Annotated in this window: 16 protein-coding genes; 5 read left to right on the forward strand and 11 right to left on the reverse strand. The window is 74.7% G+C overall.

Going from position 1 to position 20,016, the window contains the following annotated elements; genetic code table 11:
• The first annotated feature begins 33 nt into the window (after positions 1-33).
• Complete coding sequence (locus AB4039_RS08860; protein ID WP_266839086.1) at positions 34-1,518, forward strand: bifunctional phosphatase PAP2/diacylglycerol kinase family protein; 1,485 nt, start codon at positions 34-36, stop codon at positions 1,516-1,518.
• Here AB4039_RS08860 and AB4039_RS08865 read toward each other — a convergent pair.
• Positions 1,503-2,168, reverse strand: a complete 666-nt coding sequence (locus AB4039_RS08865) for a hypothetical protein (RefSeq protein ID WP_266839084.1) — start codon at positions 2,166-2,168, stop codon at positions 1,503-1,505. The two genes, AB4039_RS08860 and AB4039_RS08865, sit on opposite strands and share 16 nt — an antisense overlap.
• Before the next feature lie 309 nt (positions 2,169-2,477).
• Between AB4039_RS08865 and ettA the strand changes: the two genes are divergently transcribed.
• Genes ettA through AB4039_RS08880 form a run of 3 tightly spaced genes read left to right on the forward strand, consistent with a single transcriptional unit; the run spans position 2,478 to position 5,323 of the window.
• Entirely contained in the window at positions 2,478-4,142 is a 1,665-nt protein-coding gene (ettA, locus tag AB4039_RS08870; RefSeq protein WP_266839082.1) for an energy-dependent translational throttle protein EttA, read from the forward strand.
• A 9-nt stretch (positions 4,143-4,151) separates the two neighbouring features.
• Positions 4,152-4,607, forward strand: coding sequence for an acyl-CoA thioesterase (locus AB4039_RS08875; protein WP_266839080.1), 456 nt, complete (start codon positions 4,152-4,154; stop codon positions 4,605-4,607).
• Positions 4,604-5,323 carry a hypothetical protein gene (locus AB4039_RS08880; RefSeq protein ID WP_266839078.1) on the forward strand — a complete coding sequence of 240 codons (720 nt, stop codon included), beginning with the start codon at positions 4,604-4,606 and terminating at the stop codon, positions 5,321-5,323. Before AB4039_RS08875 ends, AB4039_RS08880 begins: the two co-directional genes overlap by 4 nt.
• A gap of 31 nt (positions 5,324-5,354) precedes the next feature.
• Here AB4039_RS08880 and AB4039_RS08885 read toward each other — a convergent pair whose 3' ends face one another.
• A complete protein-coding gene (locus tag AB4039_RS08885) occupies positions 5,355-5,759 on the reverse strand; it encodes a globin (protein ID WP_266839076.1) in 405 nt (134 codons plus the stop codon).
• Between the two features lie 111 nt (positions 5,760-5,870).
• Between AB4039_RS08885 and AB4039_RS08890 the strand changes: the two genes are divergently transcribed.
• The gene (locus tag AB4039_RS08890) at positions 5,871-6,926 is read left to right on the forward strand and encodes a methyltransferase domain-containing protein (protein WP_442270439.1); all 1,056 of its coding nucleotides are present in this window, start codon (positions 5,871-5,873) and stop codon (positions 6,924-6,926) included.
• Between the two features lie 3 nt (positions 6,927-6,929).
• Here the strand turns inward: AB4039_RS08890 and AB4039_RS08895 are convergent, their stop codons facing one another.
• From AB4039_RS08895 to AB4039_RS08935, 9 genes are all read right to left on the reverse strand, one after another.
• Positions 6,930-8,042, reverse strand: a complete 1,113-nt coding sequence (locus AB4039_RS08895) for an FHA domain-containing protein (protein WP_442270440.1) — start codon at positions 8,040-8,042, stop codon at positions 6,930-6,932.
• A 44-nt stretch (positions 8,043-8,086) separates the two neighbouring features.
• Entirely contained in the window at positions 8,087-9,406 is a 1,320-nt protein-coding gene (locus tag AB4039_RS08900) for a VWA domain-containing protein (RefSeq protein WP_266839074.1), read from the reverse strand.
• Positions 9,407-9,443: 37 nt separating this feature from the next.
• Positions 9,444-10,931: a PP2C family protein-serine/threonine phosphatase gene (locus AB4039_RS08905; protein WP_442270441.1), complete on the reverse strand. Its 1,488-nt coding sequence runs from the start codon at positions 10,929-10,931 to the stop codon at positions 9,444-9,446.
• A gap of 3 nt (positions 10,932-10,934) precedes the next feature.
• A complete protein-coding gene (locus tag AB4039_RS08910) occupies positions 10,935-13,715 on the reverse strand; it encodes a tetratricopeptide repeat protein (protein WP_442270456.1) in 2,781 nt (926 codons plus the stop codon).
• 5 nt (positions 13,716-13,720) lie between these two features.
• Positions 13,721-14,995, reverse strand: a complete 1,275-nt coding sequence (locus tag AB4039_RS08915) for a hypothetical protein (RefSeq protein WP_266839071.1) — start codon at positions 14,993-14,995, stop codon at positions 13,721-13,723.
• Positions 14,996-15,051: 56 nt separating this feature from the next.
• On the reverse strand, positions 15,052-16,125 hold the full coding sequence (locus AB4039_RS08920) for a glutamate ABC transporter substrate-binding protein (RefSeq protein WP_442270442.1): 1,074 nt from the start codon (positions 16,123-16,125) through the stop codon (positions 15,052-15,054).
• A gap of 5 nt (positions 16,126-16,130) precedes the next feature.
• Positions 16,131-17,546: a hypothetical protein gene (locus AB4039_RS08925; protein ID WP_442270443.1), complete on the reverse strand. Its 1,416-nt coding sequence runs from the start codon at positions 17,544-17,546 to the stop codon at positions 16,131-16,133.
• Between the two features lie 197 nt (positions 17,547-17,743).
• Positions 17,744-18,760 (reverse strand): N-acetylglucosamine kinase, encoded by a 1,017-nt coding sequence (locus AB4039_RS08930; RefSeq protein WP_442270444.1) that lies wholly within the window; start codon positions 18,758-18,760, stop codon positions 17,744-17,746.
• Complete coding sequence (locus AB4039_RS08935; protein WP_442270445.1) at positions 18,751-20,016, reverse strand: 6-phospho-beta-glucosidase; 1,266 nt, start codon at positions 20,014-20,016, stop codon at positions 18,751-18,753. Before AB4039_RS08935 ends, AB4039_RS08930 begins: the two co-directional genes overlap by 10 nt.

The raw sequence follows: 20,016 nt of genomic DNA on the forward strand, positions 1-20,016 counted from the left end.
TTCCTGAGCGTCGTCGCGGGGTAGGCGCAGGCAATGGCTGATCAGGAACTGACCTGGCGGGGCACGGTCGCGCGGTGGGACCGGGGGCTGTTCGACGCGGTGGCCCGGCGGCACTGGCCGGGCGCCGACCGGGTGCTGCCGCGGCTCGGGCGGGCCGCCAACCACGGGGTGCTGTGGGGCGGGGCCGCCGTGGCGATCACCGTCCTCGGCTCACCCCGGGCCCGCAGGGCGGCGCTGCGCGGGATCGGCTCGCTGGCGCTGGCCTCGGCCACGATCAACACCGTCGGGAAGTGGTCGGTGCGCAGGCCCCGGCCCGTGCTGGACGGGGTTCCGGTGCTGCGGCAGCCGGCCGTGCCGCCGCGGACCACCTCGTTCCCGTCCGGGCACTCCGCCTCGGCCTTCGCCTTCGCCGCCGGTGTGGCCCTCGAATCCCCGGGGTGGGGGGCCGTGCTGGTCCCCGTCGCCGCGTCGGTGGCCTTCTCGCGCGTCTACACCGGGGTGCACTACCCCTCCGACGTGGCGGTCGGGTCGGCGCTCGGGGTGGCCGCGGCGTTCGCCGTACGCCGCCTCGCGCGCGAGGCCGAGCGGGCGAGGGCCGTACCGGGCGACGAGCGCCCCGCGCCCGGGGTACCCGCCCTGCCGGACGGGGAGGGGCTCACGGTCGTGGTGAACACCGCCTCGGGCACGGCCGGGTCGGCGGGGTTCGACGTGCTGCGCGAGCGGCTGCCCAAGGCGGAGATCGTCGAATGTGCCGGTGAGGAGCTGGAGGCCGAGCTGGCCGCGGCCGCCGCCCGGGCCGAGGTGCTGGGGGCCTGCGGGGGTGACGGCACCGTCAACGCCGCGGCCACGGCGGCCCTGCGCGCCGGGGTGCCGCTCGCCCTGTTCCCCGGCGGCACCCTGAACCACTTCGCGCTCGACCTCGGGCTCGGCGGCGCCGAGGACACCTGCCGGGCGATCGCCGAGGGCCATGCCGTCCGGGTCTCGGTGGGCCGGATCACCCCGACGGACGGGTCCGGCGACGGTGGCACGCGGTACTTCCTGAACAACTTCAGCATCGGCGCCTACCCGGAGCTGCTGCGCCACCGGCTGCGCTGGGCCCCGCGGATCGGCGGCGGCCCGGCCGCCGTGCTCGCCGCCTGGCGGGTGCTGCGGGCCGAGCGGCCCGTCCGGCTCACCCTGGCCGGACGCCCCCGCAGCGTCTGGCTGCTCTTCGCGGGCAACGGCACCTACCACGGCACCGGCCCCACGCCCCGGCGCCGTGACGGTGTCGGCGAGGGCCTCCTCGACCTCCGGCTCGTCCACGGCGGAGGCCGGCCGGGCCCCCGCCTGCTGGCCGCGGCCTTCACCGGCCCCCTGAGCCGTTCCCCGCTCCACGTGGCCACCCACCGGCACGGTCTCCGCGTCGAGGACATCCCGCCGGGCACCCCGCTCGCCTACGACGGCGAGTACGCCAAGGCGCCCGGCTCCCTCGTGCTCGCCGCGCTCCCCGACGCCCTGACCGTCTATCGCCCCCGCTGACCGCCCGCGGACGGCGCCCCCGCCTCCCCGGACCGTCCGTCCGGGCCGCGCGGGGCGTCGCCGTCAGAGCCGTCGCCGTCCACCGCGTCGTCCGGAACCACGGGACCCGGTTCCACCCCGAGGTCGGTGCGCATCACGGCCCGCGCCCGTAGCCAGGCGTCGCCCAGGTCCAGCAGCGCGGCCAGTATCTCGTCGAACCCCCACCCCGGCGACGGGTGCCCCCGCTCCAGCCGCATCGTCCGGGCGTACGCGCCCGCCAGCTCCCCGGTCAGGGTGTCCAGCTCCGCCATGACCGCGTCGGAGGCGATCATCTGGGCCTCCGCGAAGGCGGAGTGCATGGCGTGCCGGGCCTCCTGCAGGGCCCCCCGCCCCTCGTCGGTGACCTCGTCCCGGTGCACGGCCCACAGGTGGTTCATCAGCTCGACCCGGTAGCGGCGGTACCCGGCGTTGGCGTGTACGTAGCAGTCGCGCCGCCTCTCCCGCTCGGCCACCCGCCGCTCCCGCTGCCACTGGGCCCGCGCCAGCCGTTCCTGGCGGTCGAACTGTTCGGCCTGTACCCGGCCCGTGATCCGCTGCGACAGGACCGGCGCGAGCAGGGTGCCCGTCACCGCCACGATCGCGCTGGCGAGCGCCAGTAGTGCGTTGTCCACTCTTCCCCGTCCCCCCGGAGCACCTGCGCTCCACCGCTACGGCGCCCCCGCGCCTCGACCGGTGCCGATGCCGGGTCGGTCCGGCACCCCAGGGGCATCCTGGCCCGCGACCGGGCGGGGGCGGCGGCACTCCGGCACATCGGCGTCGGCGGAATCCACCGATGGCGACCGGTGGTGACCGGAGCGTGAGATAGGCCCCGGGCGGCGCCCCGGCCCGGGGGCCGCTGACCATACGCGTTTCCCCCGGGGGATGGACGTACGGCAGTATGGGGTGTATCTGCCCACCATCGATCTGCCGGACGGTTTCTCTTGGCTGAGTACATCTACACCATGCGCAAGACGCGCAAGGCGCACGGTGACAAGGTGATCCTCGACGACGTCTTCCTGAACTTCCTGCCGGGGGCGAAGATCGGCGTCGTCGGCCCGAACGGCGCCGGCAAGTCCACCGTCCTGAAGATCATGGCGGGCATCGAGCAGCCGTCCAACGGTGACGCCTTCCTGTCGCCCGGTTACTCCGTCGGCATCCTCATGCAGGAGCCCAAGCTCGACGAGAGCAAGACCGTCCTGGAGAACGTCGAGGACGGCGTCGGCCCGATCAAGACCAAGCTCAACCGGTTCAACGCGATCGCCGAGGAAATGGCGACGAACTACACCGACGAGCTGATGGAGGAGATGGGCAAGCTCCAGGACGACCTGGACCACGCCAACGCGTGGGACCTCGACGCCCAGCTGGAGCAGGCCATGGACGCCCTGGGCTGCCCGCCCGGCGACTGGCCGGTCACCAACCTCTCCGGTGGTGAGAAGCGCCGCGTGGCCCTCTGCAAGCTGCTGCTGGAGGCCCCCGACCTGCTGCTCCTCGACGAGCCCACCAACCACCTCGACGCCGAGTCCGTGAACTGGCTGGAGCAGCACCTCGCCCAGTACAAGGGCGCCGTCGTGGCCGTCACCCACGACCGTTACTTCCTCGACAACGTCGCCGAGTGGATCCTCGAACTCGACCGCGGCCGCGCGCACCCCTACGAGGGCAACTACTCCACCTACCTGGAGAAGAAGGCCGAGCGCCTCAAGGTCGAGGGCAAGAAGGACGAGAAGCGCGCCAAGCGCCTCAAGGAAGAGCTGGAGTGGGTCCGCTCCAACGCCAAGGGCCGCCAGGCGAAGTCCAAGGCCCGTCTCGCTCGCTACGAGGAGATGGCGGCCGAGGCCGACAAGATGCGCAAGCTGGACTTCGAGGAGATCCAGATCCCGCCGGGCCCGCGTCTGGGCTCGATCGTGGTCGAGGTCAACAACCTCTCCAAGGCGTTCGGTGACAAGGTCCTCATCGACGACCTGTCCTTCACGCTGCCGCGCAACGGCATCGTCGGCATCATCGGCCCGAACGGCGCCGGCAAGACCACGCTCTTCAAGATGATCCAGGGCCTGGAGACGCCGGACTCCGGCGAGATCAAGGTCGGCGAGACCGTCAAGATCTCGTACGTGGACCAGGGCCGCGCCAACATCGACCCGAAGAAGTCCCTCTGGGCGGTCGTGTCGGACGAGCTGGACTACATCAACGTCGGCCAGGTCGAGATGCCGTCCCGCGCGTACGTCAGCGCCTTCGGCTTCAAGGGCCCGGACCAGCAGAAGCCGGCCGGTGTGCTCTCCGGCGGTGAGCGCAACCGCCTGAACCTCGCGCTCACCCTCAAGCAGGGCGGCAACCTGCTGCTCCTCGACGAGCCCACCAACGACCTCGACGTCGAGACCCTGGGCTCCCTGGAGAACGCGCTGCTGGAGTTCCCCGGTGCGGCCGTGGTCGTCTCCCACGACCGCTGGTTCCTGGACCGGGTCGCCACGCACATCCTGGCGTACGAGGGCGACTCGAAGTGGTTCTGGTTCGAGGGCAACTTCGAGTCCTACGAGAAGAACAAGGTCGAGCGGCTCGGCCCGGACGCCACGCGTCCGCACCGCGCCACCTACAAGAAGCTCACCCGGGGTTAGGCCGAGACCATGGCCAGACACCACTACCGGTGCCCCCTCCGCTGGGCGGACATGGATGCCTTCGGGCACGTCAACAACGTGGTCTTCCTCCGTTACCTGGAGGAGGCGCGCATCGACTTCATGTTCCGTCTGGCGCCGGGGGAGGGCAGCGACTCGTTCACGGGCGGCTCCGTCGTGGCCCGTCACGAGATCGACTACAAGCTGCCCCTCGTGCACCGGCACGAGCCGGTGCTCATCGAGTCCTGGGTGACCCGGATAGGCGCCGCGTCCCTGACCATCCGCTACGAGGTGAAGGACGAGGCGACGGCCGACGCTCCCGAGACGGTGTACGTCCGGGCCGAGACCGTGGTCGTGCCCTACAACCTCGCCGAGGGGCGGCCCCGCCGCATCACGGCCGAGGAGCGGCACTTCCTGGAGCAGTACCTCGACGCGCCCGCGGCGGCCGAAGGGCGCCTCGCGGCATGAACGAGCAGCTGCACTTCGCCGACTCCGGGGAGGCGGCGGACCTCGCCGCCTTCCTGGGCCGGCTGGTGCACTACGACCGCGCCGCCGCCGTCCGCCTCCAGGCGCGGGCGGGCGGCGGCGCGCTCGCCGTCTTCGGGCGGCCGCCGTCCTTCGACGTCCTGGCCGTCCGCACGGCACGGCTCGCCGCACCCCTCGACACCCCGCTGGACGTGACCGTGTCCGTCGGCGAGCTGCTGGAGGCGGTCGACGAGACCGGCGCCGGACTCCTCGTCCCCGGACCCGTCACCGGCCCGCCCTGGGCCGGGGTGCTCCCGCCGCGCGGCGGCTGGCAGCCCGTGCCGGGACTGCCCGCGCCCGAGGCGGTACGGGCGGCCGTGGCCGCCGCCGTCGCCGAGTTCCGGGCCCGCGACGAGGCCCTGCCCCCGCAGCACCGCACCCGGTCCGAGCGGGACCGCATCGGCCGCGAGATCTGGTCGCGCACGCTCGGTGACACCGACCTCCCGCTGCGCGCCGTGCACGCCGCCCACTCCCTGGGTTTCCTGCGGCCGGTGCGGGCCACCGTCCCGCCGGCCACCACCCCCGCCGGCACCCCCACACCGGTGGCGCTGTTCGCCTCCGGCGGCTGGCTGCGGCTGGCCACGCCCTACGGCTCCGTCGCCACCCGGCGCCCCGGCCGGACCGGCGGGCTGGGCGCCCTCCAGGTACGGCCGGTCTGAACGCGCGTCCGGGGCGTCCGGGGCGTCCCGGCTAACCCGCGGTGTTGATCATCGAGGCGGCCGCGTAGGTCAGGTACCGCCACAGCTGCGCCTCGTGCGCCGGCGCCAGGCCCAGCTCGTCCACCGCGACCCGCATGTGCCCGAGCCACGCGTCGTGGGCGGCCGCGTCCACCTGGAACGGGGCGTGCCGCATGCGCAGGCGCGGGTGGCCGCGGTGGTCGCTGTACGTCGTCGGACCGCCCCAGTACTGCATCAGGAAGAGCGCGAACCGCTCCTCGGCGGGCCCGAGGTCCTCCTCCGGGTACATCGGACGCAGCAGCGGGTCCCCCGCGACCCCTTGGTAGAAGCGGTGGACCAGACGGCGGAAGGTCTCCTCCCCGCCCACCTGCTCGTAGAAGGTCGTCTCCTGGACCGTGCTCTGCGGATCGTCATTCACCCGACCATCGTCTCAGACGCCCGGACGGAGGACCCCGGTCCTAAGACCACGGATGCCCGCCCGGGCGGGCGAGGGGTCGCACCCGGAAGCCGCCCGCAGCACAGTGGAGACATGGGCACGGGCGGCACGGGCGCTCACGCGTCACGCACTCCACGCGATCCCCGCACACCCCGCACCCCGCCGGGCACCCCGGCGGCACGGGACCTGCGGGCGACCGCGCACGCCGCCCAGGTACGGGAGCTCACCGCCGCGGGCGCGCTGGAGGACCCGGCCTGGCGGGCGGCCTTCGCGGCCGTGCCCCGGCACCTCTTCGTGCCGTACTTCTGGACCGGCCGGGGCGCCGGGCACGAACGGCTGTGGGGCGAGGACCCCGATCCGGAACGGCGGGCCCAATGGCTGCGGGGGGTCTACACGGACGCCCCCCTGGCGACGCGGCTGCGCGACGGCGAGCTGGTCTCCTCCAGCAGCCAGCCCTCCCTGATGGCGAAGATGCTGGAGAGCCTGGAGGTGCGCGACGGGGACGACGTGCTGGAGATCGGCGCGGGGACCGGCTACAACGCCGCGCTGCTGTGCCACCGGCTCGGCGACGAGCACGTCACCACGGTGGACCTCGACGAGGAGATCACCGAGGCGGCGCGGGCCCATCTGGCCCTGCTCGGATACCGGCCGACGGTGGTCACCGGGGACGGCGCGCGGGGCTGCCCCGCCCGAGCCCCCTTCGACCGGATCCTGGTGACCTGCACCCTGCCGCTGATCCCGCACGCCTGGCTGGGCCAGTGCCGGCCGGGGGCGCGGATCCTGGCGCCCCTGTCGACCGGGCTGATCGCCCTCACGGTCCGCGACGCCGACTTCGCCGAGGGCCGGTTCCTGCACACCTCCGCCTACTTCGTCCCGCTGCGCGGGGCCACGGCCTCACCGCTGCCCGCGGGGGCGACGGGGCCGCTGCACGGGGTGCCGTACGAGATGGTGGAGAACGAGCGCTTCCAGTTCCTGCTGATCCTGACCGCGGGCGTGCTGCACCCGCGCGAGGCGCTGGACCTGTGGCGCCGCGAGGGCCGGCCGCCGCGCGAGCGGTTCGGCGTCACCGTCACGGCCGAGGGCCAGTGGTCCTGGCTCGACGATCCCCAGGGGCCCTACGTGTGGCCCCTGGGGGAGGCCGTCGGATAGCGGCTAGCCGCGGCGGACGGTGATGGTGGTCCAGGCCCCCACGTGGACGCGGTCGCCGTCGGCGAGTGGGACCGGGACGTACGGCTGGATCGGTTCCTCACCGCCGTTGATGGTGGTCCCGTTGGTGGAGTTCTGGTCCACCACGGCCCAGCCGCCGTCGGGCTGCTGCACCAGCACGGCGTGCTGGTGGGAGACGCCCGGGTCCTCCGGGGGCACCGACAGGTCGACGTCCGGGGACTCGCCCGTCGAGGCGCGGCGACGGCCGATGGTGATCTGGCCGCCGGAGAGCGGGAGGTGCTGCTCCGGTGAGTACGCGGGCAGGTTGAGCCCGGCCGCCTCGGGGCCGCTGCGCTGCATCATCGCCATGAAGTACGAGCGGTCGGGGCCGATCGTCGCCGTCCAGGAGCCGGTGCCGTTCTGGGGCGGGAAGGGCTGCTGCGCCTGCTGGGGCTGCGGGGGCCGGTACTCGTGCTGCGGCGGAGCGGGCTGCTGGACCGGCTGCTGCGGGTACTCCGGTGGGGGCTGCTGGTAGTGCGGCTGCTGGTACTCCTGGTGCACGGGCTGCGGCTGCGCCGGCTCGGATTGCACCGGCTGCGGCTGCCGCTCGGAGGCGGGCGGCGGCAGCAGCCAGTCGTCCTCGCCCTGGAGCGGTTCGGCGGGGCGGTTGACCCGCGAGGGCCGGGAGCCCTGGTAGTCGAAGTGGTCCTGGGAGTAGACCGGCTGGGGCGGCGCCGGGGGCGGGGGCGGCGGGGTGCCCGTGGCCGTTCCCGCGCCGGCCGCCTGGCCTTGGCCCGAGCCGTGGCCCTGGCCCGCCGCATTGCCCGGGCCGCCGTTCGGGCCGCCGTTCGGACCGGCGTCCGGGGCCGAGGCGTACGAGGTCGCGCTGCGCGTCAGGAAGTTGTACCGGCACTCCTCGCAGAACGGCGCCATGGCCTCGCGCGGGGTCCGGCACTGCGGGCACAGCTCGGCCTGGGCGGTCGGCTCACCCGAGGTGGGAGGGTAGCCGTAGCCGTAGGAGGGCGCCGCGGGGGTGCCCGTAGGGGCAGCCATGCGGTGGCCGCAGACCTCGCACCAGTCGTCGGAGGCGGACTGGTGCCCGTTCGGGCAGGTCGGCATCGCGGCGCTTCCCCCTTCTCCCTGCGTCAAGGCGTCAGGTCTTCTCAGGTCTTCTTCACTCGGACGGTCTGCGTCGAACGCGTTTCAAGGGTCATCTCGTCGGCATCGGCGACCTTCGCCTTCAGCCGCACAGTACCCGCCACGGCATCCACGACATCCACCACCTTCGCCAGCAGTCTGGCAGTGTCCGCGTTCCCGGAGACGCTGGCCAGCTGCACGGCACGACCCAGTTTGGCCGTGGCGCCGTCGACATCACCCATTTTGCGGGCCTCCAGCCCCTGTTGGATAGCCTGCGCGAGCTCCGCCTGCCCTGTGTAGTGCGCCACTTGCGGGCTGATGGCGGTCGAGGCGGCCAGATCGTCGGTCCACACGGCCCGCACCAGACCCTGGGCGAGCGGGGGCCGCGGTTCTCCCGACGGACCGGGCAGCACCAGCGAGGCGCGGGCGGCCAGCATCTCCTGGCCGACCGAGGCACCCGGCACCCGGACGCACACGTGGTACTCGCGGGACTCGTCCCCCCAGGAACCGGTCGGGTAGTCCCCGGCGCGGGGACCCGCCCCGGTGCGGCGGTCCGTGAGGTCCCGCACGGACGGCGAGACCTGCTTGACGTACTGGATCTCCACGCCGACCGGGGTCCACAGGCGCAGCGCGACGTCCGCGACCTCCTTGCCCATGGCGTTCTCCATCATGCGCGTGAAGTCCCCGGCGAGGTGGGCCGGGTCGGCGACGATGTCGGCGGAGCCGAGCAGCGCGTGCGCGATCCCGGTCACCTCCTTCACCTCCCAGTCGGTGCCCACCCCGCGGGCGTCGCAGGTGAAGCGGCCGGCGCAGGCGTCGAGGGTGGCGCGCAGCACGGCCGGTTCCTCGTGCTCGTTGCGGCCGTCGGTGAGCAGGATGCCGTGCCGGATGGTGGCGGTGGACTGCCGCAGCAGGCCGTCGGCCAGCCGGAGCCAGGTGCCGATGGCGGTGCCGCCGCCCGCGCCGAGGCCGCGCAGGGCCTCCTTGGCCCGTGCGCGGGTGTCCGGACCGGCGGTGGCGAGGCGGCCCTGGCCCGGGTAGACCTCCTTCGCCACATGGGTACCGGCGATCACGGCGAAGGCGGTTCCGTCGCGGAGGGTGTCGATCGCGGCGGCGGTGGCCTCGCGCGCGCCGCGCATCTTGTCCGGCGGGTACTCCATCGAGCCGGAGCAGTCCACCATGATCACGACGGCCGCGTCCTGGCCGAGGGCGCGGGTGGCGGTGGCGCCGCCGGTGGAGGTGACGGTCACGATGGCGTGCACGTCCCGCCCGCCCACGGGAAGGAACTCGTTCTGGTACACCTCCACGCTGAAGCGCGGGGCGCTCGGCTTGGCGAAGTTCGCCATCGACAGGACTCCTCGGGGCTGGCTGGGGGAGGGCGGGTCAGGCCTCGGTGCGCGGTTCCGTCTCCGCTCGCGCCGGCGGTTCCGGTTCCGCTTCCGCTTCGGCTTCCTGTGCTGCTTCCGGTTCCGCGGCGAAGGGCACCACGGCGACGGTGATGTTGTCGTGCCCGCCCCCGTCGAGGGCGTGCCCGACCAGCACCTGCGCGCTGTGCAGGGGGCGGGCCGCGGCGTCCGGGGGGAGGATCTGGGCCATGTCCGTCGCGGACTCGGCGTAGTTCCACAGGCCGTCCGTGCAGACCACGACCACGCCGGGGTGGTCCGGCCGGAAGCTGGCGGTGTGCGGGTCGAGGTCGTAGGCGTCGGCCCCGAGCCAGCCGGTGATGGCGTGCGCGCGGACGTCGGCGTACGCCTCGGCCTCGCCCATCAGACCCGCCGCCACCATCTGCGCGGCCCAGGAGTCGTCCTCGGTGAGGCGGCGCGGCAGGGCGGCCCGGTCGTCCGGGACCCAGTAGGCGCGGCTGTCGCCGACCCAGCCGATGGTCAGCACCCCACCGCTGACGACGGCGCCGACCAGGGTGCAGGCCGGGGCGTTCTGCGCGCCGGGGGTCTCCGGGGCGAGGGCGTTCACGGCGGCGGCCGCCGCCAGGATCGCCCCGTGCATGGCCTCCGACGGGTGGGCGCCGCGGGGGAGGGCGTCGAGCAGGGACTCGTTGGCGGCGCCGGCGGCCGCCGCCGACGCCTCGTCGGGGCGGCTCGCGGAGGACACCCCGTCGCAGACGATGGCCACGGTGGCGGCGGAGCCGTCGGGCAGCGCGGTGGCCGCGACGGCGAAGGAGTCCTCGTTGCGGTGGTGGCGCAGTCCGCGGTCGCTGACCGCGGCGACGCTGCAGAGCTCCTCCTCCAGGTGGTCGCGCTCGCGGGGCTGTGCGTGGCCGCAGTGCTCGCAGTACCCGTCGGTGTCCACGTGCCCGGCCCGGCAGGCGACGCAGGTCTTCCCGCCGTCCCCCTGAGGGGCGCCCGCGTACGGGTCCTCGGGCGCGGGCGGCCCCTGCGGGGCGGCGGCGTACGGCTCCTCGGGCGCGGGCCGGCCCCAGGGCGTCCCCCCGGGGGGCGTTCCGGTCCCGCCGGGGAGGTCGTGGCGGACGGGATCCGCGCCGTACGGGGTCTCGTGCCCGGAGCCGGCGGAACCCCACGCGCCGCCGCCGGGCAGTGCGGAGGCGTCCCCGGCCAGGGTCGGGGCGTGTTCGTCGGTGCTGCCCCATCCGGGCGCGGGCACCCCGGAGGAGCCGGAGTGCGCGGCGGTGTCCCCGGCCGGGACCCCGCCCGCCGACGCCGGGGCCGACACCAGGGCGGCCCCGGCTCCGTCCCTGTCACCGGCTCCGGCCACCGGGGTGACCGGGAGGGTCGGCGTCGGATCCGGGTCAGGAGGCGGCGAGGAGAGGGCGTATCCGCACACGCCGCAGAAACGGTCCCCCTCTTCGAGGGGCTCCGCGCAGCCGGGGCAGCCCGACAGCCGATGCATCGACATCAATCACACCCACGTCCGGGGTCGGAAACGGTTTGCCCGCTCCACCAGTTCGATCCTCTCCTCGCCCCGCTGCGCCAGCCGGGCGAGGACGCGGTAAGAGCGCTCCAGGCCGAAGCGCAGTCCCCGCTCGTCCAGTTGACTGCCGAGCAGCGAGGTCCGGCCGGGGTCGGCACCCCGGCTACCCGACAGTACCCAGTCCAGGGCCGAGCCCAGAACCTCCGTCACCAGCCGCTCGTGCCGCTCCGGATCCAGCCCGAACCGGCGCAGCGCCTCCACCTGGTCCGACGCGGCCGAGAGATCGGCCAGCAGGGCCTCGTGAGGCGACCGGTCGCGCAGGCGTGCCCGTACGGCCGCCACCCGTGCGGCGGTGTAGTGGATCGAGGCCTCCGGCACGGACTCCAGGGTGAGCACCGCCGCCGCCCGGTCCCCGGCGGCCAGTTGCACCCGGGCCAGCCCGAAGGCCGCGCTGACGAACCCCGGATCGGTGATCCAGACCAGCCGGTAGTACTCGGCGGCGTTGTCCAGTTGGCCCAGCACCTCCGCGCACAGCCCGAGGGCCAGCTTCGGGGCGGGCTCGCCGGGGAAGGCGTCGTAGATGGCGTCGAAGGACAGGGCCGCTATCTCGTCGTCGCCGGTGGCCAGCGAGGAGATCCCGCGGGCCCACACCACCCGCCAGTCGTCCGGGTGCCGCTCCTCCAGTTCGGTCAGGGCCTCTCCGGCGACGGCCAGTTCGCCCAGTTCGAGCCGGGCGCGCAGCTCGCGCAGCCGCAGCTCGGCGGAGTCGGCCGGGGCCGAGCCGAGCGCGCCCAGCAGGTCGGCCGGGGCGGAGGCGAGGAGTCCGGCCAGGAAACCGGCGTTCGGGTCGGCCGGGTCCACCAGAGGCACCGGCAGGGCCAGCGCGGTGTCGTGCGCGTCGAGCGGGGCGGGCCCGGTCGCCGCGGCCGGTGCGGCCGCCGCGGCCCGCCCGGCCCCGACCCCCGACGGAAGCGGAACCGGAACCGGAAGCGGGTCCGGCACCGCGCTCCCGCGGCGGGGCGTCGGCACCCCGGCGCCCGCCACGTGCGTGGCGGTGGTGCCGAGCGCGGGCACGCTCCCGGCTCCGGACGCCGTCACCGGGGCGGGCGCGGAACCCCCGGCCCCGGACGGCCCCGGCACACCCGCGCCGGCCGCCCCGGCCCCCGCAGACCCGCCCGGAGACGGAAGCGGAGCCGGCCCGGGAACCGCCGCCACCGCCCGGCTCCGGCGCCCCCAGACGCGGCGCGGGATCTCCCGCACGCCCAGCCGGGACACCTCCGCCCCGTCCGCGTCGGCGTACAACCGGGTGTCGGGCACCCGCAGTTCCGGCCCGAACAGGGTCGACGGCTGCGGCCGCGGCCGCCCCGTCTGGAGCGCGACCACCTCCCGCAGCACACCCGTCAGCTGGTCCGCCATCTCCTGCGCGGAGGCGAACCGCCGCCCCGGATCCGGGTCGGTCGCCCGCACGAGCAGCCGGTAGAAGGACTCGTACCGGCCGAAGACCTCGATGTGCTCCGGGTCCGGCAGCGAGTCCACGAACACGTTCGTGTAGCCCTGGAAGTCGAAGGTCAGCACCGCCAGGGTGCGCGCCACCGTGTACAGGTCCGAGGCCACCGAGGGGCCCAGCTCCGCCACCTCGGGCGCCTGGTAGCCCACCGTGCCGTAGATCGCGGACTCGTCGTCGTCCATCCGCCGGACCGCGCCCATGTCGATCAGCTTCAGCTGGTCCTGCTGCTGGATGGCGTTGTCGACCTTGAAGTCGCAGTACAGCAGGTTCCTGCTGTGCAGGTGGCCGAGGGCCTCCAGCGCCTCGATCCCGTACGCGCACGCCTGTTCCACCGGCAGCGGGTCCCGCCGTCCGTCGGGCCGGCGCCGCTCGTTCGCGATCTCCTTCAGCGACTTGCCGCCCACGTACTCCATGACGATGTACCCGTCGAGCGAACCCGTCCGCTGGTCCAGGTGCTCCACGAAGTTGTAGATCCGCACGATGTTGGAGTGCTCGATCTCCGCCAGGAAGCGCCGTTCGGAGATCGCCGCCTCCATCGCGTCCTGGTCGCCGGTGTCCAGCAGGCCCTTGAGGACCACCCACCGGTTCGAGACCGCCCGGTCCACCGCCAGGTAGACCCAGCCCAGGCCGCCGTGTGCCAGACAGCCCGCCACCTCGTACTGGCCGTGCACCACGTCACCGGCACGCAGCTTCGGCACGAAGGAGTACGGGTGCCCGCACTTGGTGCAGAACCCCTCCGTCCGGCCCGGCCGGTCGCCGCGCGCGCGGCCCACCGGCGCCCCGCAGTCCGAACGCGAGCAGAACCGCTTGCGCTCCGGCACCTCCGGGTTCTCCAGCACGGCCGCCGAAGGATCAGGACGCGGCACCTCCGGCATGGTGACCAGCCCGGCGCCCAGCCGGCCGCGCCCCGAGGACGGGGCGGAGGAGCCCGAACTGCGCACCGACACCGAACGGGTGGACGCGGCCCCCGGCAGGGACCGCGAGAGCCGCCCCGACACCGAACGGCGCGAGGACGAGGAGCGAGAGGACCGCGAGGAACGCGCCGACGCCGAGGAGCGGGCCGAACCGCGCGAGCCCGCCGACCCCCGGGAATCCCCGTGCCGGGCGGCGCTCGTCATCCCCGTCGGCGGCGACACCAGCTCTTCCGCGCCCGCCGCGACCGCGCCGACCGGCGCGAGCCCGCAGGTGTCGCAGTAGACCTCCCCGCCGCCCATGTCCTCGTACGTCCCCGGGCAGCCGGGACGCACGCACGGCGTTCCGATCAGGCTCACGCGTCCTCCTCCCCCGGCCCGGCGGGCCGGTGGTCCTCCGGCAGGGGCTGCCTCGGCACCAGTGTCTCGGCCGTCGCCCTCTGGTAGCGCAGGACGGCCTGCTCGGCGGCGCGCAGGTCGCACGGCGCGCTCCACAGCATCCGCCGTGCCGTGTCGTACCGCTCGATCAGAAGCGGGTCCTCCGCCATGCCGTGCCGGGCCACCTTCGCCTTGTACGCGTCCAGCCGACCGCGCAGTTCCGCCCGCACCGCCAGCGGCGCCGTCACCGCGGTCAACGATGCGCGGGCCCGTTGGAGTTCCTCCTCGGCCCGGTCCTCCAGGGAGTCCAGCAGGGGCGACAGCCGGTGCCACTGGGACCGCCGCCGGTACTCGGCCGCCGCCGCCAACTGCTCCTGCAGGGCCGTCGGCGGACCGCTGACCGCCGGGACCTCGGACGCCGCGATCTTCGCCAGCACCTCGCCGCGCGCCGTCCGCGCCTCCGCCAGGGTCCGGTCGGCCCGCGAGAGCACGTCCCGCACACCGATCAGCCGCGCCTCCGCGTCCTGCCGCACGGTCAGCACCGCCTCCACCTCACGGCGTACGTCGTCCAGCGCGCGGGCCGCCCGGTCGTAACGGCCGGTGTCGGGCCGGCCACCGCCGGGGGCGGAGCTCCCCGCCACCGGGATCCAGAACCCCAGCGGGTCCGCGATCACCCGCGCGCGCAGCTCCGCCAGCTCGGCGGTGATCTCCTCCAGGTCGTCCCCCGAAGGGTGTTCGCCCGGCCGCACCCCCACCGAGTGCGCGAGCGCGCGCGTGCGGTGCAGTTCTGCACCGAGCAGGTCGATCCGGGCGGGCAGCGCCGACCACACCGAGTCGGCGGCGACCACCACGTCCAGCGAGCCGGCGTACAGCTCGTTCATCCGGGCCACCAGCTCGGCCAGCGAGAACCGCTCCGTGAGCGCGGCGCCCCCGGCTCCGGCCCCGGCGATCACCACCCCGGGACCGCGCAGCCTCTCGGTCAGCTCGGCGAGGTCCTCCCGGGTGGGCCAGCGGCGCCGCTCGCGGATCTCGCGCGCGGCGGCCAGCGCCCCGCTGTAGGCGTCGAAGTACGTCCACAGCCGGGTGACCGCCGCGTCGGCGGCGGCCCAGCGCTCCTCGGTGACCCCGCTCAGCGCGGCGCCCTCCAGCAGCCGGCGGCCGGCGTGGTCCTGGAGCGCGAGCAGCGAGGTCTCCACCGCTTCGTGCTCCGCGCCCAGCCGCGCCAGCGCGCGGTCGACTTCGTCCCGGTCCATCACGTCCCGCCCCGTCCCCGGATGGCTCGCGTACCGCTTCGATTCCGACACCGGCCTCAGCCGTTCCGGTACTTGGGCGCGGGCGGCTGGGCCGGGCTCGGCAGCACGTTCTCGAAGTGCTTGCGGTAGGAGGTCACCCAGGGGCTCTGCTCGCCGCCCGCGCGGTAGTTCTCCAGCACCTTGTTGACCCGGCGCACCAGGTCGGAGGCGTCCTTGTTCATCGCCACCCCGTAGAACTCGCGGGTGAAGGGCGCGCCGACCAGCTGCACCGACGGGTCCTGCGCCGCCTGGCCGGCGGCCAGGGCGTTGTCCGTGATGATGCCGTCCACCTCGCCCAGCTGCAGCCGCACCAGGCAGTCCAGCTGGTTGGGCACGGACACCGGCAGCGCGCCGTACGACTTGGTCTTGAGCGCCGCCTCCGCCGTGGAACCGGCGGCGGTGCAGATCCGGCGGCCCTCCAGCGAGGCGTCGTAGCCGGTGATGTGCGAACCCTTGGGGGCCAGCACCTGCTGCCCGGCCTCGAAGTAGGCCGTGGAGAAGGCCACGTCCTCCAGCCGCTTGCAGTTGATCGTCATGGTCCGCACGACGATGTCGACACGGCCCTCCTGGAGCGCCGGGATGCGCTGGCTGGTGGGGATGGCCCGGTAGATGACCGCGTCCTCCCTGCCCAGGATGTCCTTGGCTATGGCCTTGACCAGGTCGATGTCGAAGCCGTCGAGGTGGCCGTCCGGATTGCGGTACCCCCACTTGAAGCTGTTCTGGTCCACACCCGCCACCAGCTTGCCCGCCTTGCGGATCCGCTCGATCGTCGGACCGTCCAGACCGGACGGGGCCAGGCTGGCCTCCGGGTCCTGGCAGGTGTCGGCGGGGGCGAAGGGGGCCGCCGCCATCGTGGCCGGATCCTGGACCGCGGTACGGTGCGCCGTGCCCGGCGAGGTCCTGGCCAGCGGCAGCAGCACCGCAGCCGCCGTCACCGCGCAGGCGGCGGCCATCGCGCTCACCCCGCCCCAGCCGCGCAGCCGGTGCACGGCCCGCCGGGGCCGGACCGCCCCGGGCGCTCCGGCCCCGGAGGGTGCCCCGGCCGTGGCCGACGCCGCCTCGTGCCCCGCCCGTGTCCGCCGTATCCGCATCGATCTCACCTGTACTCCGAAAGCCTGCGACCGATGCCGAGGAGGGCGGCGGCCGCGCCGACGGCCGCCAGCGCCGCCGAGCCCGTGATCAGCCCGCCCAGTGCGCCGAGCCCGCCCCGGGCGGCTCGGGTGAACTGGTTCTGCTCGTGGGCCACGGCCCGTTCCAGGGAGGCGTCCACCGTGTCGAACGAGGCCCCGCTGCTGTCCGGGTGCCGCTCGTCCCCGATGACCTGGGGAAGGGCGAGCTCGTAGTCGCCCTTCATGTCCGATTCCCGGGCCGCCGCGTGCCGCTGCTTCCACTGCGCCACACCGGCCACGGCCTGCGAGACGGGCTCACGGCCGCTCGTGTCGTCGGCCAGGCGCAGGGCCCGCGCCAGCCCCTCGTCGAGCTGCTTCATGTTCTTCTCGTAGTCCACGTCGTACTTGTCGGACTTCTTGTCCGCGGCCAGTACGGCGCCCCGCGCGATCAGCGTCAGGTTCTCGTTGGCCCGCGCCTGGAGCGAGGCGATCCGCGCGTCGTTGAGCACCTTCAGCGACTCCTGGCCGTCGGTCCGCGCCTCGCTCAGACCCGACCGGGCGAGCGTCTGGCCGACCGTCAGCCACAGCAGCACGACGGCGGCGGCGGCCGTCGCGGCGAGCAGCCCGTGGTTGAAGACCCGGTGGGTGTGCAGGTAGTTGCGGCGCTGGGCCCACACCAGGGCGGCGAGGGCCAGCAGCCCCGCACCGGTCGAGGCCAGGGGCCAGGAGCGGGCCTCGTCGTAGTCCGTGTAGAGCCGGCCGGTCTCCGCCTCGTACAGGCGCTGTGCGGCGGGCAGCAGGACCGTGCTCATCTGCTCGTTGGCGTAGCGCAGGTAGGCGCCGCCGAGCGGCAGGCCCTGCCGGTTGGTCGCGCGGGCCTGCTCGATCAGGCCCGTGTAGCGGGGCAGCTGCTCGCCGAGGAGGGCGATCTCCTTGCGGGAGTCCCCGCCGGCGCCGGTGTTCGCGGCGGCGCTCACCAGCAGCCGCGAGGCGTTGGCGATGTCCTTCTCGTAGCGCAGGCGCACTTCGCGCGGCTCCTGGGCGCCCGCCAGGAAGCCGCTGGAGGAGGCCGTGTCGGCGTCCGCGAGGGAGCGGTAGATGCTCGCCGCGTCCGCGCTCAGCGGCTGACTGCGGCCCACCACGTCGTCCGCGGCGGTGACCCGGCCGGAGACCTCCCAGACCGCGACCGTGCCGAACAGGACGACCAGGGCGGCCAGCACCGCGCCGATGATCCGCAGGCGGCCCGGCTCGGTCGTGGCCGCGGCGCGCAGCCGCTCCACGCCCTCCGCCCAGGCGGTGCTCCGCCCCGGCGGCCCCGCCGGCGCGGGCGGTCCCGCGTCCGGCCCGGCGGGCAGCCCGGAGGCGGCGCTCCCGGGCGCGGCCGCGCGTGTCGTGATGGCCACCGTGACCTCCCCCTCGGTCCTCTGCTCCGGAGCAGTATGGCCGTAGTGGCGCCCGACCACAGCACCCGGAGCCCGATCTTGGGCGATCCGACGCCCCCGTGCGCCCCCTGCCGCCCCCGCGGCTTCCCGTCCCCCTTCCCCCTCAATACGCCGCGCCACGCCCTGCGGTTCCCGACTCGCCCGCCCGGGAGGCGGGTTCACCCGAAGTGGGCACGGAGCTTCGCGTGGGCCTCCGGCGGGGCGTCGACGGCGTCCAGGCCGAGGAGGGCGGCGCCCAGGACCGGCGGGGCCGTCACCACGGAGAGCCGGGCCAGCGGGGCCCGGGCGGCGAGGAGTTCCCCGATCCGGTCGTTGAGCTGCGGGTGCCGGGCCGCGAGGACGCTGCCGCCCAGCAGCACCGGCGCCTCCTCCCGCAGCAGGCCCAGCCGCTCCAGCGCCACCGCGGCCAGCGCCACCACCTCGCCGGCCTGCCGTTCCACGATCGCCGAGGCCACCGGGTCGCCCCCGGCGGCCACCGCGAACAGGACCGGTACCAGTTCGTGCATGCGCCCGCGGGCCACCGCGTCCAGGTGGAGGGCCTCGATCAGCGCGGCCATCGAGGCCAGCCCGAAGTGCGCGGGCAGGGCCTCCGCGAGGAGGGTGGGGCCCCCGCGTCCGTCCTCGGCCCGCGCGGCCCACCACATGGCGTCCTCCGCCAGGCCGCCCCCGCCGCCCCAGTCGCCGGAGATCACCCCGAGGGCGGGGAAGCGGGCGGTCCGGCCGTCGGGCAGCATCCCGACGCAGTTGATCCCCGCCCCGCACACCACCGCGACCCCGCGCGGCAGGTCCGCGCCGGACAGTCCCGCCCGCAGGATCGCGAAGGTGTCGTTGCGCACCTCGGTCCGCCTGCCCCAGCCCCGCGCGCCGACCGCGGCGGTGAGCTGCCGTTCCTCCACCGGGAGGTCGGCGTTGGCCAGGCAGGCCGAGACGAGGTCGGCGCAGGGCGCGCCGGGCCGCAGCCCGGCGGCCCCGGCGGCCTCCGCGACGGCCTGCGCGAGCACGTCCACGGCCGCCTCGATCCCGACCCGGGGCGGCTGGAAGCCCCCCGCGCGCCCGGTGCCGAGGACGGTGCCGTCGGCGCCGATCAGGGCCACGTCGGTCTTGCTGTTGCCCGCGTCGATGGCGAGGACGGCCGCCGAGGGGCCGGTCGCGCCGGTCGCGCCGGTCACGCCCATGGCAGGTGCTCCTTGTTGTGTGCGAGCAGCCGGTCGGTCAGCCCCTCGGCGAGGTCGTACTGCCCGACCAGCGGATGCGCGAGGAGCGCCTTGAAGACCCGTTCGCGTCCGCCGCGCAGCGCCGCGTCGAGCGCGAGGTCCTCGTACGCGCTCACGTGCGCGGTCAGTCCGGCGAACAGGGGGTCCGGGCGGGGCACCGGCAGCGGCGCGGGACCGGAGCCGTCGACGCGGGCCTGGACCTCGATGACGGCGTCGTCGGGCAGGAAGGGCAGGGTGCCGTCGTTGCGGGTGTTGACCACCTGCACGGACGGGCCGCCGTCGCCCAGCAGGGCCGCGGCCAGGTCCACGGCGGCCTCCGAGTAGAACGCGCCGCCCCGCTTGGCCAGCAGCGCGGGCTTCTCGTCGAGCGCGGGGTCCCCGTACAGGGCGAGGAGTTCCTTCTCCATCGCGGCGACCTCGGCGGCCCGGGAGGGCTTCTCGCCCAGTTCCCGGACCACCTCGTCGTGGGCGTAGAAGTAGCGCAGGTAGTACGAGGGCACGACGCCGAGCCGGTCCAGGAGGGCGCGCGGCAGGCGCAGGTCGGCGGCGACCGCGTCGCCGTGCGCGGCCAGCAGCCGGGGCAGCACGTCGGTGCCGTCGGGGCCGCCGAGGCGCACCCCCGTCTCCCAGGTGAGGTGGTTGAGCCCGACGTGGTCGAGGTGGACCTCGGCGGGGGCCACGTCCAGCAGCGCGGCGAACTTCCGCTGGAGACCGATGGCGACGTTGCACAGTCCGACCGCCTTGTGGCCGGCCCCGAGCAGGGCCCGGGTGACGATCCCGACGGGGTTGGTGAAGTCGATGATCCAGGCGTCGGGGGCGCTCCGGCGGACCCGTTCGGCGATGTCCAGCACCACGGGGACGGTGCGCAGGGCCTTGGCCAGGCCGCCGGCGCCGGTGGTCTCCTGGCCGACGCAGCCGCACTCCAGCGGCCAGGTCTCGTCCCGGAGCCGGGCGGCCTGCCCGCCGACGCGCAGTTGCAGCAGGACCGCGTCGGCCCCGGCGACCCCGGCGTCGAGGTCGCAGGTGGTGGTGACGACGCCCGGGTGGCCCTGGCGGGCGAGGATCCGCCGGGCCAGGCCGCCGATCAGCTCCAGTCGTTCGGTGGCGGGGTCGATGAGCACCAGTTCGGTGACCGGCAGGGTGTCGCGCATGCGCGCGAAGCCGTCGATCAGTTCGGGCGTGTAGGTGGAACCGCCGCCCACCACTGCGAGTTTCAT

It is taken from the genome of Streptomyces sp. M-16 (genome assembly GCF_052114405.1).
GTDB lineage: Bacteria > Actinomycetota > Actinomycetes > Streptomycetales > Streptomycetaceae > Streptomyces.

Excerpts from the sequence above, each read along its gene's own strand:
- AB4039_RS08915 (WP_266839071.1), bottom strand. The coding sequence starts at position 14,995 with ATGGACCGGGACGAAGTCGACCGCGCGCTGGCGCGGCTGGGCGCGGAG.
- AB4039_RS08905 (WP_442270441.1), bottom strand. The coding sequence starts at position 10,931 with ATGTCGATGCATCGGCTGTCGGGCTGCCCCGGCTGCGCGGAGCCCCTC.
- AB4039_RS08860 (WP_266839086.1), top strand. The coding sequence starts at position 34 with ATGGCTGATCAGGAACTGACCTGGCGGGGCACGGTCGCGCGGTGGGAC.
- AB4039_RS08935 (WP_442270445.1), bottom strand. The coding sequence starts at position 20,016 with ATGAAACTCGCAGTGGTGGGCGGCGGTTCCACCTACACGCCCGAACTG.
- AB4039_RS08895 (WP_442270440.1), bottom strand. The coding sequence starts at position 8,042 with ATGCCGACCTGCCCGAACGGGCACCAGTCCGCCTCCGACGACTGGTGC.
- AB4039_RS08930 (WP_442270444.1), bottom strand. The coding sequence starts at position 18,760 with ATGGGCGTGACCGGCGCGACCGGCGCGACCGGCCCCTCGGCGGCCGTC.
- AB4039_RS08880 (WP_266839078.1), top strand. The coding sequence starts at position 4,604 with ATGAACGAGCAGCTGCACTTCGCCGACTCCGGGGAGGCGGCGGACCTC.
- AB4039_RS08890 (WP_442270439.1), top strand. The coding sequence starts at position 5,871 with ATGGGCACGGGCGGCACGGGCGCTCACGCGTCACGCACTCCACGCGAT.
- AB4039_RS08875 (WP_266839080.1), top strand. The coding sequence starts at position 4,152 with ATGGCCAGACACCACTACCGGTGCCCCCTCCGCTGGGCGGACATGGAT.
- AB4039_RS08900 (WP_266839074.1), bottom strand. The coding sequence starts at position 9,406 with ATGGCGAACTTCGCCAAGCCGAGCGCCCCGCGCTTCAGCGTGGAGGTG.
- AB4039_RS08920 (WP_442270442.1), bottom strand. The coding sequence starts at position 16,125 with ATGCGGATACGGCGGACACGGGCGGGGCACGAGGCGGCGTCGGCCACG.